The sequence below is a fragment of the Plasticicumulans lactativorans genome (assembly GCF_004341245.1).
Lineage (GTDB): Bacteria > Pseudomonadota > Gammaproteobacteria > Competibacterales > Competibacteraceae > Plasticicumulans_A > Plasticicumulans_A lactativorans.
The window spans coordinates 1-13638 of record NZ_SLWY01000013.1; the positions used below are offsets into that span (position 1 = coordinate 1).

Below are 13638 nucleotides of genomic sequence, written 5' to 3' on the forward strand. Positions count from 1 at the left end.
CAAATCCATCCGCTGTCTGCGATGACATGGCTATCAACCTCCGGCGGTTCTTTTGATAACCATAGTTTATTAAAAAGCTAAGCAGAGATCAGTAACGCGCACAACGCGTTTAACAATTTCTACAACGAACCAGCCCACGCCAGAGCCCTAGCCTCTTATATATCATCGGCAGGGCAAATTCCTGATGCCGTTCGCAAGTCATACGTAAAAACCATCGTAATGACCAAGATCGGTAATGGATACGGCATTTCAGGAATGGCTGAACCGTATTACGATTCGTTGATTGAGAAGTTTGGTGAAAGCGAAATCAAGGAATTTGTGCAGCTATTACTCGACAGAGAGTTCTCCTCTCGTGTTGCCTTGCGTTCATGTGCGCCAAATTTCAAGAATCTTGCGAACTATCTTTCCGGAAGAACAACAAATCAGATATCCCTGCAGGCTCTGCAAAAAATCGTTGGCTCAACTGATGCACAAATTCCAGGCCTCGGAAAAGACTCAGCGTACAAACGAGTCATTGATTCATATTGACAACGATATAACAATTCGTTCCAGCGGACCGTCAAAAGCTGCGCTTTTGCCGTCCGCTGAACTCAAACGTTAGCACTCAAAATCGAGCCTTGGGAAATGACCGGAATTATGGACAAAGTTATCGACAAGCTGTCAGCTTACAACATCTTTACGAACCTCTTTCCTGGGGTGGTGTACTGCTTTGTTGCTACCAAGCTTTTCGGCCTATCCCTGGTCCCAGAAGACCTGGTTGTTGCCGCTTTCCTTTACTACTTTTGTGGGATGGTGATCTCAAGGGTCAGTTCCGTTGTAGTCGAGCCGCTGATGTCAAAATCAGGATTTGTTACCTACGCGGACTACGGTGACTACGTCGCCGCGTCCAATACCGACAAGTTCATCGGGCAATTGTTGGAGACAAGCAACTCCTACAGAAGCGTTGTTGCTTTGGTGATATGTCTTCTCGGCACAGGTGCTTGGACAGAGGCGGTCACGCGATGGTCAGCATTCGGGGCTGTTAGCCACTACGTACTTTTGGCCGCACTTCTTGTTTTGTTTAGCTTTGCCTTTCGCAAACAGACTCAATACATCACGAAGAGAGTCGCTCTAAACAAGCAAGGCGGAGATGCTGAATCATGACCATTCAGTCTGTGAGAACCAGGTTTCGCGCCTATCAACTAGATGCCGCGGGTTCTTCTTTTTCTTACGCCAGCGGGAGTCGTTTCGTTCTGATCGAAGGCCGGTATTGCGATGGAAACGAAGACAGCATCAAGCAAGAGTTGAGGATTTGTGGGCTGGATCAGATTACGACCCTGCATATCACCTCTTGGGATCAAGACCACTGTTCGCCTAAACAGCTAGAAAAGATACTTGAGGAATTTAATCCGCAAAAAGTAGAGCATCCAGGCTATGCCCCGCACACGGACTGCGGCAAAGAAAGCTTGGGAATCATCGAAAGCTTCAAAAAGAACAGGGCTAGAGCAAAGATTGTAGCGGTAACTCCTGAGTACATTGAAAGTCTCGATGCGGCGTCTAACTACGGCTATAACAACATCATCTACTGGCCGAAGGAAATAGACTCCGATAACGCCAACAACAATTCGACGGTAAAACAATTTCGGAGCGGTAGCTTCAATGTGCTGAGCTTGGGCGACGTTGAATCGACGCAAATATCGTCATATCTGAGAAGGGCCCGCACGATCAACTCTGAAGTTGATGTGATGATCATGGCCCATCATGGTGCGGACAATGGCTTCACGACATCTGCTTTTCTGAAAGCAGTAAGACCTACGCTAGCAATAGCAACGTCAAATTACGGAAACCAATTCAATCACCCGAAGCCAGAAATGCGCGAGCTACTTGACAAGCATGATGTCAAGTTATTCACGACCAAGACTGGAGATGTGATCGTCAACTCGCTTGATAGGCACACGGGCCGGTTTGAGGTAGTGAATCTCAAGGCTGGTAGCACAGAGGTATCAAGTCACTACGTTGGGCATGCCCGTAAGAGCCGTTACTTGCAAAATAATGCGGATACGCTGAGGGATCGTAGAACAAAGCACAATAGAGGGCCGAGGCATTGAGTGCTAACAAATCGCTGCAGGTGACGTTTGATCCGCCGCCGATTTTTGCTACCGCAAAAACCGTCGTCGCCTCAAACGCACCTGAGCTCAAATGTTAGCCACCTGAGTAACTCGCATGTCTGAGCTCGACGAACTTCCCGCCGTCTTTGTTAGACACGCCGCAGCCATCCTAGGCGACACAAGCAAGGGCATTAGCGGCGGTGAGATAGTGCGCGTTTGTTCCGCCTATGCCATAGATGCGAATGTCGATATCCCATACGCGTCTTATCCCTTCACAGGCCGTATGGGCATCAACAAGCGCACCGCCCTCTACGAAAGCATAATGGCATTCCCGTCAAAGTGGCGGTACAAGATCATTCGGGAGTTATGCGATCACAAGGTAATTCAGCAGTTCAACGCTGCCGAGGCGAACAAACTCAAAGTGCAGTTGTTCACTCGCTATGGGCGCTTTAGTGGCGACGCATCGGCATCCGATATCAACCATGCCCTGATTGAAGAAACCCGTCACTGGCTAAGTGCATTCCCAAAGTCACTTGATCTATACAACGGCGCACAGCAGAAACGTGAGCACGGCGTCTTCGACAGAAACGTCCTAGACGATCTACGCCTCGCCCTGGAAACGTTGCTTCACGATCTCCTTGGAAACCATAAGTCCTTGGAAAACCAACTTCAGCCGTTGGGCGCGTTCATCAAGGACAAAGAGGGCTCGCCAGAATTGGCAAACATGTTTGTGAAGCTGATCGAGTATTACGCCAAGTACCAGAACACATACGTCAAACATGATGCCGCCGTTGTAGAGCAAGAGGTGGATTTCGTCTTCGAGATTACTTCCTGCTTTATGCGCCACCTCGTTCGTATCTTCGGGAACTCGTAGGTTGGGCTGAGCCTGCGAAGCCCAACGTTTTATTTACCGCTCACGTTCGCACTCGGCAAAACTGCCAGTGAAGCAACCGATGACGCCAACGGCATCAAAATAGCGCATCGGTTTACGATCTTCCGGCGTGGCCGCGGTAAACGTTGGGCTTCATTTCATTCAGCCCAACCTACAGTGGTTGCGCTCGTGATCGGCGTCGCGCCCGCGCTTGTTCTCACCAGCACCCCCTCGCCGCAACCTGCGCGGGCACTCCACGACGCCGAATGGCCCCCACCCCCGAACCCAAACCCTGATCTCGATCACGCTGCCCGGCCGGAGGCTGCCCAGGATTGGCGCAGGTCCATCGCAGCTTCGCTGCAATCAGGCATGCCCAACGACGTGAGGGTGTCTTCCCCGTACCTGTCTGCAAATGCGGTCCGCACCGCATACGCCGGGACTCCCCGGCGCAGCCTTGTCAAATCACTGATCAGATTCTAGTTTTTGGGTGCTTGAGCGGGCGTTGCAGGTGTGTTCGGGAGGGCCGACAGAGCGTCGGCTCGGGGTTTGGCGACGATCCCGTATCTTCCAGGCATGAATGCCGGATACGGAAAGGAGAGGCGCCATGGCAAAGGGTGGGATTCGCAAGCTGACCGATTTCTCCGTGCCGATCGCCGAGACGGCACGCGATGCCGCGTCCAAGGGGCTCCTGAGCCCCGACGCGGCGGAACGCTGGATCCTGGCGGACGAGTACGTCCAGCGGCACCGGGCCGACCTGACGAGGGTTCACCCGGGCAAGGCGATCGCCGTGGCCATGGACGAAGGCCAGGCCAGCGGCTTCGCCACCTACGCCGCCGACGCCGATGGCGAGGCGGTGGCGCAGGCCGTGCAGTTCAGCCCGGACAGCCCGTTCGTGCTGATTCCCGTCGGGCAGATCCCGATCGACTCCAACATCGCCCTGCAGGACGAGGAGGAACCGCAGTTGCCGGTCCTCGTGCTGCCGGTCACGCAGGACGATGCGAAGAAGCTGGTGGACAGCGACGGGAAGACCTATCTGGGCCGGTCAGGTAATCCCTTCACCACCGGTGCCTTCGTGACCAGCGACGGCAAGGCCCTGGAGAAAAAGGAATACCTGATCGACACGGGGGCCTCGCTGTCCGCGATCTCGGAGGAAAACCTGGAAAAGATGACCAAGGCGGGGGCCAAGCTGGAACCGGCCGGGGACATCGACGCGCAGACGGGCAAGGGCAAGGCGAAGATCAAGATGGTCAAGGGCGGCGCCATGGTGTTCAAGCGCACCACGGAGGACGGCAAGGGCACCGAATCGGTCACCTGCGACCTCGCGGTGATGGTGATCCCGAAGATCGACATCCTCGGCGTCGACCAGTTGAAGAAGACGGGCACCAAGCTCGACTTCGACCCCGCGAGCGGAACCGCTGAACTGAAGGCCCGGCCCACGCCCAAGGCGCCGGGGAAGTGAGGGCGGGCACGGGCAGGCGCCCGCCGGCTGCCAGGGAAAAGGCCGGGATGCCCGGCAGCCGGCCCGATGTACGAGCGGCGTAAGGGAAGGCCGTTTCCTGAAAACGCCGCTCGCCGGGCCGAACGAGGTGAAACCCGGCACGCATCACCCCCGCGCGGGACGCTCGTGAGCCGGTGCCTTTCGACAGGCGCTGCGTCGAAACGATGCGAAACGCCTCATCGCGCTGACGCTGCCATTGCCTGGCGCTGCAAGCCCTGTCCCGCGGGGAGGGGGCGGGGGCTCCATTACCCGGTTCATTACCCGGCGGCATCCTCGAAGGGCGTCGGCATCAGCGCCTGTTCGATCCTGGCGACCACGTCCTTCATCGCCGGCAGGTAGCGCTGGGCGGCCACCTCGACGGGCATCGCCTTGGCGATGTAGACGAGATTCAGGCAGGCGATGACGCTTTGCCCGCGCCGCACCGGCAGCGCGATTGCGCCGATCTTTTTCTCGGGCTCCCAATCGCCGTAATTGAAGCCGTAGCCGAGGTGGCGCACTTTCCGCAACAGGTTGTCGACGAGCGGGGCATCGCGCGCCATTCGCGCCTGTTCGTCGTCCCTGGTCGCCAGCAGGCGGAGTATCTGCTGCCGTTCCTGTTCCTCGCAGTTGGCGAGATAGGCGCGCCCGGTCGCCGTGAACAGCATTGGCAGGCGTCGACCCACCATCGAGCGATGGAAGGACAAACGGCTGAAGCGGTGCGTGGTTTCGCGAATCACCATCGCGTCGACATCCAGGGTGCAGAGGTCCGTCGGCCACACGACCTTTTGCAGCAAATCGCCGAGCAGGGGCGCCACCAGTTGCGAAATCCATTGCTCGTCCTTGAAGCCTTCGCTGAGTTCGCGGACTTTGATGCAGAGCCGGTAACTGTCATCGGAATCGCTGCGCCGCACGTAGCCTTCGCTCTGCAGTGATTCCAGCAGTCGGCGAATGGTGGTGCGATGCAGTCCCGTCTTCTCGCTGATGTAAGCGATCGAGGCGCCACCGCCGTCGCTGCGGTTGAGCGTTTGCAGAACATCCAGGCCGCGAATCAATCCCCGGACCATTTTGTATTCGGCGCCAGGTTCATTCTTCATTGCGCGTCCTCCGCCGCCGGGCACATCAACGCATCACTCGGTCAGAGCCTGCTTCAGATTCGTGTCATGTAAATAAATTTTAGTAAAAACAAAGGTGTGCACCAAGTGCACACCTCGAAGGGTTTCCTTTGCCGGTTCCATGGGTGGCTACCTAGTATAGCCGCACACCAAAACCAGTGGAGGAACGAACAATGGCGACAACGGTTTCAAACATGACCTCTTCCGATCACCACGCTGATGTCGTGATTCTCGGCGCCGGTCCCGTCGGGCTGACCATTGCCAATTATCTGGGGCAGTGCGGTGTCGACGTACTGGTGATCGAGAAACTGGATCAGTTGATCGATTACCCCCGTGCCATCGGCATCGACGACGAATCCCTGCGCGTGCTGCAGTCCGTCGGCCTCATCGACAAGGTGCTGCCCCATACCACGCCGAATCACTGGATGCGTTTCCTGACGCCGAAAGGCCGCTGCTTCGCGTCGATCGAGCCGAAGACCGATGAATTCGGCTGGGCGCGGCGCAATGCCTTCATTCAGCCGCAGGTCGACCGCGTGCTGTTCGAGGGGCTGCAGCGTTTCGACAACGTCCGCGTGCTGTTCTCCCGCGAAGTCACGGATTTCAGCCAGGAGCCGTCCGGCGTCGTGCTGCACATGAAAAAGGGCGATGCGCCGGTCGAAACCGTCCGCTCGCGTTACCTGGTGGCCTGCGACGGCGGCAACAGCTTCGTGCGCCGCACGCTGGACGTGCCGTTCGACGGCAAGACCGCGCCGAACCAGTGGATCGTCATCGACATCGCCAACGACCCGCTCGGCACGCCGAACATCTACATGTGCTGCGACCCGGTGCGCCCCTACGTTTCCGCGGCGCTGCCCCACGGCATCCGCCGTTTCGAGTTCATGGTGATGCCGGGCGAGACCGAGGCGGAACTGAGCAAGCCCGAGAACATGCGCAAGCTGCTCGCCAAGGTGCTGCCGAACCCCGATCGCGTCGAGCTGATCCGCCAGCGCGTCTACACCCACAACGCCCGCCTGGCCGGCCGCTTCCGCGTCGACAACATCCTGCTGGCCGGCGACGCCGCCCATATCATGCCGGTGTGGCAGGGGCAGGGTTACAACAGCGGCATCCGTGACGCCAACAACCTGGCCTGGAAGCTGGCGATGGTGGTCAAGGGCCTGGCGGATCCGTCGCTGCTGGATACCTACGAGCTGGAGCGCCGCGACCACGCCAGGGCGATGATCGACCTGTCGGTGACGGCCGGCCACGTGCTGGCGCCGCCGAAGCGCTGGATGGGCACGGTGCGCGACGGCATCTCCTGGCTGCTCAACTACGTGCCGCCGGTCAAGCGCTACTTCCTGGAGATGCGCTTCAAGCCGATGCCGCAGTACACCCGGGGCGCCCTGGTGGCGGCGGAGCCTGCGCTCAAGCGCTCGCCGGTGGGCCGGATGTTCATCCAGCCGAAGGTGCTGACCGAGGACGGCCGCAAGGTCCTGCTCGACGACGCCATCGGCAACCGCTTCGCCGTCATCGCCTGGGGCACCGATCCGACCTGGGGCCTGAGTGCCGAACAGGTGGCGACGTGGAAGGCGCTGGGTGCCTGCTTCATCCAGGCGCTGCCGTCGGTGCAGCTCGACGCCGGCACGGTCGCGCCGGACGGCGTGATCCGCATCGGCGATGCCGACGGCCGCCTGAAGGAGTGGTTCGGCAACCATCCGGCCTCGGTCGTCATCCTGCGTCCGGACCGCTTCGTCGCCGCCCTGGCGATCCCGCAGACCCTGGGTGCCGTCTGCGGCCAGCTCGGCAAGGTGCTCGGTGCGCGCGGGTCGGCGGCCGGCGGTCGCGTGTCCACCGTGGGCGAGGCGGCCTGAGATGAGCGCGCTGCTGCAGTGCCTTTCCCATACGCCGCTGGTCGGCGAGGTCGATCCCGAGCAGGCGGTGCTGTCCGCAGTGGACGGCGCCATCGCCGCGGCCCGGGCGCGCATCGAGCGCTTCGACCCGGAGCTGGTGATCCTGTTCGCGCCGGATCATTACAACGGCTTCTTCTACGACGTCATGCCGTCCTTCTGCATCGGCACCGCGGCCCATGCGATCGGCGACTTCGGCACCCAGGCCGGTGACCTGGACGTGCCGGAAGCACTGGCCGAGGCCTGTGCCGGGAGCGTGCTGGCGTCGGGCGTCGACGTGGCGGTGTCGTACGCGATGCAGGTCGATCACGGCTTCGCCCAGCCGCTCGAGTACCTGCTCGGCGGCATCGACCGCAAGCCGGTGATCCCGGTGTTCGTCAACGGCGTCGCCAGGCCGTTGCCGAGCTTCCAGCGGGCGCGCCTGCTCGGCGAGGCGGTCGGGCGCTTCGCCCGCGGCCTCGACCAGCGCGTGCTGCTGATCGGCTCCGGCGGCCTGTCGCACCAGCCGCCGGTGCCGGAACTGGCCACTGCCAACGCGCACATGGCCGACCGCCTCAAGGGCAGCGGCCGCCACCTGCCGCCGGACGAGCGTGCCGCCCGTACCCGCCGCGTCATCGACGCCGCCCGCGTCTTCGTCGAGGACCCGCACTCGCTGCACCCGCTCAACCCCGAGTGGGATCGCCGGTTCATGGCGACGCTGGCGGAAGGGCGCCTGCAGGACCTCGACGCCATCGGCAACGACGAACTGTCGGCACTGGCCGGCAAGTCGACCCACGAGGTCAAGACCTGGGTGGCGGCCTTCGCGGCGCTCTCGGCCTTCGGCCCCTATCGGGCGTGCGACGGCTTTTACCGGCCGATTCCGGAGTGGATCTGCGGCTTCGGCAGCCTCGCCGCCGAGCCGGCGACGGCCGCCTGAAACGATCACAAAACTCAATCTGCGCAGGAATCATTCCATGACCGCCCCGACCATTACCGAAGCCTCGACCAGCCAGTTCGCCCGCATCAACGCAGGCGAGCTCGACCTGCTGATTCACTACAACGACTGCGGCCAGGGCGATGAAACCGTCGTGATGCTGCACGGCTCCGGCCCCGGCGCCAGCGGCTGGGCCAACTTCAACCGCAACATCGAGCCGCTGGTCGCAGCGGGCTTCCGCGTCATCCTGATGGACTGCCCGGGCTGGAGCAAAAGCGATTCGATCGTCTGCGACGGCTCGCGCTCCGATCTCAATGCCATCGTGCTCAAGGGCCTGCTCGATGCGCTCGGTATCGAGAAGGCGCACATCCTCGGTAATTCGATGGGGGGCCACAGCGCCGTCGCCTTCGCGCTGCGCTATCCGCAGCGGGTCGGCAAGCTGGTGCTGATGGGCGGCGGTACCGGTGGCGCCAGCCTGTTCACGCCGATGCCGACCGAGGGCATCAAGCGCCTGCAGGGGCTCTACCGCGAGCCGACCATCGAGAACCTCAAGGCGATGATGGAGATCTTCGTCTTCGATACCGGCGACCTGACCGAAGAGCTGTTCCAGGCGCGCCTGGACAACATGCTGGCGCGTCGCGATCACCTGGAGAACTTCGTCAAAAGCCTCCAGGCGAACCCGAAGCAGTTCCCGGACTTCAGCCCGCGCCTGGGCGAAATCAATGCCGAGACGCTGGTGATCTGGGGGCGTCAGGACCGCTTCGTGCCGATGGATACCGGCCTGCGGCTGGTCGCGGGACTTCCGAACTCCGAGCTGCACGTCTTCAACCGCTGCGGTCACTGGGCGCAGTGGGAACACGCCGACAAGTTCAACCGCATGGTGCTGGATTTCCTCACGCACTGAGCCCGGCGAGGGGGCGTATCCCTCGCGCTCAACCAGAACGCCTGATCGCGCCATGCCCGGGCGGAGCGCCGGCTCCGCCTGCCCGGACGGCGCGTGCCCAAACCAAGAGTCGTTTCCCGACCGCAGGAGAGAGCACCTTGAACGCACACGAGAACCTTCAGACGATCGCCCTCAGGCTGCGCGAAGCCGCGGCGACCGGTGTCCCCATCGACCCCGTCCGCGAATGGCTGGCCGGCGCGGGTCCCGACGCCGCCTATGCGGTGCAGAAGCTCAACGTCGAGCACCGGCGCCACCAGGGCCACCGGGTGGTCGGTCGCAAGATCGGCCTGACCAGCACGGCGGTGCAGCGCCAGCTCGGCGTGGACCAGCCCGATTTCGGCACCCTGTTCGCCGACATGTGCTTCGGCGACGGCGAGGAGATTCCGGCCGGGCGGCTGATCCAGCCCAAGGTCGAGGCCGAGGTCGCCCTGGTGCTGGAGCGGGATCTCGACCGGCCCGATTGCACGCTGGCCGACGTGGTGCGCGCCACCGCCTACGCGCTGCCCGCACTGGAGATCGTCGACAGCCGGATCCGCGACTGGGACATCCGCTTCACCGACACCGTCGCCGACAACGCCTCCAGCGGGCTGTTCGTGCTGGGCGGGACGCCGCGGCGCCTTAACGGCCTGGACCTGAAGGACTGCGAGATGGGGCTGCAGCGCGCCGGCGAAACCGTCTCCAGCGGTCGCGGCCGCGCCTGCCTGGGGCACCCCCTGAACGCCGCGGTCTGGCTGGCCCGGCGCATGGCGAGCCTGGAGGACCCGCTGCGCGCCGGCGACGTGGTGCTCACCGGCGCACTCGGCCCGATGGTCGCCGTCCGCCCCGGCGACACCTTCGAGGCCCGCATCGCCGGCCTCGGCACCGTCGCGGCGGTGTTCGGCGCCGCCGCCTAGCGGGCGCCGTTTTCGATCCGACCCCATCCATCAGGCGCTCGAACGCCAATTGCAAATCAAAACCGGAGGAGACCGAAAATGGACGTCCGTGAGGCGATACATACCCAGCCGATGAAGGCATTCCAGATCGTTGCCATCGCGATCTGCCTGATCATCACGATGATCGACGGCTACGAAATCCTGGTGGTGGCCTTCGTCGCGCCCTACCTGTCGAAGGACTGGAACATCGGGCCCGTGGAGATCGGCTACCTGCTCAGCGCCGGCGTCTTCGGCATGGCGGCGGGGGCGATCTTCATCTCGCCGTTCGCCGACCGCATCGGGCGGCGCAAGCACATCCTGATCTGCCTGGTGCTGATCGTCGTCGGCATGTGCCTGGCCGGGATGGCGCAGAGCGTGCCGCAGATGATGGCGCTGCGGGCTTTCTCCGGGCTGTGGATGGGCGGGATCGTGGCGAGCCTGAACGTCATCGTCGCCGAACTCAGCTCCGACCAGCGGCGCGGCACCGTCATGGGCATCTACGGCATCGGCTTCCCGGCCGGGGTGGCGCTGGGCGGCGCCGTGACCGGGCTGCTGATCGCCGAATGGGGCTGGCGCGCGCCGTTCTTCTTCGGCGGCATCTGCACCGCGATCATGGCCGTGGTGGCGCTGGTCGCCCTGCCCGAGTCGATCGAGTACCTGGTCGAACGGCGGCCGCGCGGGGCGCTCGAGGCGTACAACCGCATCGCGGCGAAGCTTGGCTATGCGCCGGCAGCGGAGTTGCCGCAGCCGCGGAGCGCGGCCATCGCCAAGGCCGGCGCGCGGGCCATCTTCAGCGGTGCCCTGCTGCGGCGCACCGTGTTCCTGTGGATCGGTTTCGCCTTCCTGATCGTGTCGTTCTACTTCGCCAACACCTGGACGCCGAAGCTGATCGCCGACGCGACCGGTAATGCCGGGCTCGGTGTCCGGGCGGGGGTGCTGATCGCGGTCGGCGGCGTGCTCGGGGCGCTGGCCTTCGCGGCGCTGTGCCTGCGGTTCCGGCCGCGCCTGGTGACGGTGCTGTTGATGTTCTGCGGCGCGGTGTCGTTCACCCTGTTCGCCAACAACTTCGCGAATGCGGGGCTGGGGCTGGTACTGGCGGTGGCCGTGGGCATGTTCGCCAACGGCGGCCTCGCGGCCTTCTACGCGATCAGCCCGACGATCTACCCGGCCGCGGTGCGCGGCACCGGCGTCGGGCTGATGATCGGCTTCGGCAGGGCGGCCGCGATCATCGCGCCGATCTTCACCGGCTACCTGCTGAAGGCCGGCTGGGCGCCCGACACCGTCTACCAGTTCTTCGCCGGACTGCTGATCGTCGCCGGTATCGCGACCCTGCTGCTCGACGGGTCCTACCGCGGTTACAGCGAGGACCCGGAAGCGGCTGCAGACGGCCTGCCGTCCAGTGGAACGGCCGGAACGGCATGATGCGGCGACGGGACGCACCCGCCGAATCGCAGAACCGATGACGCTACAGGTCGGCGCGGTGAGGCCTGATGACCACCCCTTGCCTGCGATGCTCCGCTCATCGCAGGCAAAGCGGGTGAGGCGATGGGGGAGGCCGGATAGCGATCGAGAATCGCCCCCCATCGACCTGCTGCATCGGCCATTACGGCGCCCATGGCATGACCCTTGATCTTGGAGACCGAATCCCGTGGACCCGCGACTGCACAACCCTTTCAAAGAAGCCCTGCTGGCCGGGCAGACCCAGCTCGGGCTCTGGCTGTCCATGGCCAACCCCTACAGTGCCGAGATCGCCGCCACGGCCGGCTACGACTGGCTGCTGATCGACGGCGAGCACGCACCCAACGACGTCCCGACCATCCTCGCCCAGTTGCAGGCGGTCGCGGCCTACCCGTGCCATCCGGTGGTCCGGCCGGTGAACGACGACCCCGCGCTGATCAAGCAGTTGCTCGACATCGGCGCCCGGACCCTGCTGGTGCCGATGGTGGATACGGCGGAGCAGGCCCGCGACATCGTCCGTGCGATGCGCTATCCGCCCAACGGTATCCGCGGCGTCGGCGCCATGATCGCCCGGGCTTCGCGCTGGGGACAGATCCCGAACTACGAGCACGACGCCGAAGCCGGCCTCTGCCTGCTGGTGCAGGTCGAAACCCGCCGGGGACTGGAAAACCTGGACGAGATCACCCGGGTGGACGGTGTCGACGGGGTCTTCATCGGGGCCGCCGATCTGTCGGCTTCCCTGGGGTACCCGGGGAATGCGGGGCATCCCGAGGTGCGCGACGCCGTGAGCCGCGCCATCAGGCGCATTCGCGAACTCGGCAAGGCGGCCGGCATGCTGGCGACGCATGAGTCCTTCGCCCGCCCCTACATGGACTGCGGCGCCAACTTCGCCGCCGTGGCCGTGGACACCGTGCTGCTCTGCCGGGCCATGGCGGACAACCTGGCCTTGTACCGGGGCGGCCCCGAGGCGCTCCCGCCGAGCGGCGCCTACTGACGAACCCCTCGTTCGTGGACGGGCAGGCGGTGGCCGCCCAAGCGCCTCCGCCGCCGGTCCGCCATCCCTGCCGGGCATCCCGGCCATGCGGTGTCACGGCCTGTTCGACGGCCCCGGTGCGCCCCGCGCATCGGGGCCGCTGCGTCAATGCACGGCCTCCACGGGCTGCGTGAAGACGTAGCCGGCGCCGCGTTCGGTGCGGATGAGCGGCACGGGGGCCGGGCCGAAGACGAGTTTCCTGCGCAGGCGCCCGACCTGGGTGTCGATCGAGCGGTCGTAGACCTCGTCGTCGTGCAGGCGCGACATCTGCAGCAACTGGTCGCGTGACAGCACGCGCTGCGGGGCGGCGAGGAAGGCGACCAGCAGGTTGAACTGGCTGTTGGTCAGCTCGACGGTCTCGCCGCCGGGGTTCTTCAGCCGGCGCAGGCGGGCGTTGAGTTCCCAGCCGCAGAAGCGGTAGGCGCGAATCTTCGCCAGGCCCTCGGCCACCGTCGCGTGCGTGCGCGAGCGGCGCAGCAGCGCCCGGATGCGCGCCAGCAGTTCGCGCGGCGAGAAGGGCTTGGTCAGGTAGTCGTCGGCGCCGAGTTCGAGGCCCATCACGCGGTCGGCCTCGTCCTTGCGCGCGGTCAGGATGATGATCGGCAGGTCGGAATCCTCGCGCAGCCGGCGCGCGATCTGCAGGCCGTCCTCGCCGGGCAGGCGCAGGTCGAGGACGAGCAGGTCGATCGTCTCGCGCGACAGCACCTGGGCGATCTCGCGCCCCGTCGCGAGGGCGGTCACCTGCAACTCGTTGTCGCTGAGGTAGTCGGCGACCATCTGGCGGATCGAGGGGTCGTCGTCGACGACGAGGATGTGTGCCGTCGACGCCACCGGCATCGGCAGGCTGTGGCTCGTTTCCATGAGGAGGCTCCGGGAAGGCGTTTCGTCGAGCGACGCTAGCACGCGCCGGTGTCGGGTGAATGTCGCAGCCGACGCCCGGCGTGTGTCGA

At 63.5% G+C, this 13638-nt stretch carries 13 protein-coding genes; 11 read left to right on the forward strand and 2 right to left on the reverse strand.

Features of this window, described 5'->3' with window-relative positions; translation table 11 throughout:
- The first annotated feature begins 219 nt into the window (after window positions 1–219).
- The 5 genes from EV699_RS12260 to EV699_RS12280 all read left to right on the forward strand — a co-directional run bounded on the left by EV699_RS12260 (window position 220) and on the right by EV699_RS12280 (window position 4417).
- Window positions 220–528, forward strand: coding sequence for a hypothetical protein (locus EV699_RS12260; protein WP_132543106.1), 309 nt, complete (start codon window positions 220–222; stop codon window positions 526–528).
- Between the two features lie 108 nt (window positions 529–636).
- Window positions 637–1143 (forward strand): hypothetical protein, encoded by a 507-nt coding sequence (locus tag EV699_RS12265; RefSeq protein WP_132543108.1) that lies wholly within the window; start codon window positions 637–639, stop codon window positions 1141–1143.
- A complete protein-coding gene (locus EV699_RS12270; protein ID WP_132543110.1) occupies window positions 1140–2087 on the forward strand; it encodes a ComEC/Rec2 family competence protein in 948 nt (315 codons plus the stop codon). The genes EV699_RS12265 and EV699_RS12270 overlap by 4 nt, the downstream gene beginning before the upstream one ends.
- Window positions 2088–2202: 115 nt before the next feature.
- Complete coding sequence (locus EV699_RS12275) at window positions 2203–2961, forward strand: hypothetical protein (protein ID WP_132543112.1); 759 nt, start codon at window positions 2203–2205, stop codon at window positions 2959–2961.
- A 601-nt stretch (window positions 2962–3562) separates the two neighbouring features.
- On the forward strand, window positions 3563–4417 hold the full coding sequence (locus EV699_RS12280) for a hypothetical protein (RefSeq protein ID WP_132543114.1): 855 nt from the start codon (window positions 3563–3565) through the stop codon (window positions 4415–4417).
- Window positions 4418–4713: 296 nt separating this feature from the next.
- Here the strand turns inward: EV699_RS12280 and EV699_RS12285 are convergent, their stop codons facing one another.
- Window positions 4714–5529, reverse strand: coding sequence for a DNA-binding transcriptional regulator (locus tag EV699_RS12285; RefSeq protein ID WP_132543116.1), 816 nt, complete (start codon window positions 5527–5529; stop codon window positions 4714–4716).
- A gap of 212 nt (window positions 5530–5741) precedes the next feature.
- Here EV699_RS12285 and EV699_RS12290 point away from each other — a divergent pair, with 212 nt between their 5' ends.
- The 6 genes from EV699_RS12290 to hpaI all read left to right on the forward strand — a co-directional run bounded on the left by EV699_RS12290 (window position 5742) and on the right by hpaI (window position 12649).
- Complete coding sequence (locus tag EV699_RS12290) at window positions 5742–7394, forward strand: bifunctional 3-(3-hydroxy-phenyl)propionate/3-hydroxycinnamic acid hydroxylase (RefSeq protein ID WP_243662653.1); 1653 nt, start codon at window positions 5742–5744, stop codon at window positions 7392–7394.
- A 1-nt stretch (window position 7395) separates the two neighbouring features.
- Window positions 7396–8346 (forward strand): 3-carboxyethylcatechol 2,3-dioxygenase, encoded by a 951-nt coding sequence (locus EV699_RS12295; protein WP_132543121.1) that lies wholly within the window; start codon window positions 7396–7398, stop codon window positions 8344–8346.
- 37 nt (window positions 8347–8383) lie between these two features.
- Window positions 8384–9247 (forward strand): alpha/beta fold hydrolase, encoded by an 864-nt coding sequence (locus tag EV699_RS12300; protein ID WP_132543123.1) that lies wholly within the window; start codon window positions 8384–8386, stop codon window positions 9245–9247.
- Window positions 9248–9384: 137 nt separating this feature from the next.
- A complete protein-coding gene (mhpD, locus tag EV699_RS12305; protein ID WP_132543125.1) occupies window positions 9385–10179 on the forward strand; it encodes a 2-keto-4-pentenoate hydratase in 795 nt (264 codons plus the stop codon).
- A gap of 78 nt (window positions 10180–10257) precedes the next feature.
- A complete protein-coding gene (locus EV699_RS12310; RefSeq protein WP_132543127.1) occupies window positions 10258–11619 on the forward strand; it encodes an MFS transporter in 1362 nt (453 codons plus the stop codon).
- A gap of 226 nt (window positions 11620–11845) precedes the next feature.
- Window positions 11846–12649: a 4-hydroxy-2-oxoheptanedioate aldolase gene (hpaI, locus tag EV699_RS12315; protein WP_132543129.1), complete on the forward strand. Its 804-nt coding sequence runs from the start codon at window positions 11846–11848 to the stop codon at window positions 12647–12649.
- A 144-nt stretch (window positions 12650–12793) separates the two neighbouring features.
- Here the strand turns inward: hpaI and EV699_RS12320 are convergent, their stop codons facing one another.
- The gene (locus EV699_RS12320; protein WP_243662654.1) at window positions 12794–13549 is read right to left on the reverse strand and encodes a response regulator; all 756 of its coding nucleotides are present in this window, start codon (window positions 13547–13549) and stop codon (window positions 12794–12796) included.
- Between the last annotated feature and the right edge of the window lie 89 nt (window positions 13550–13638).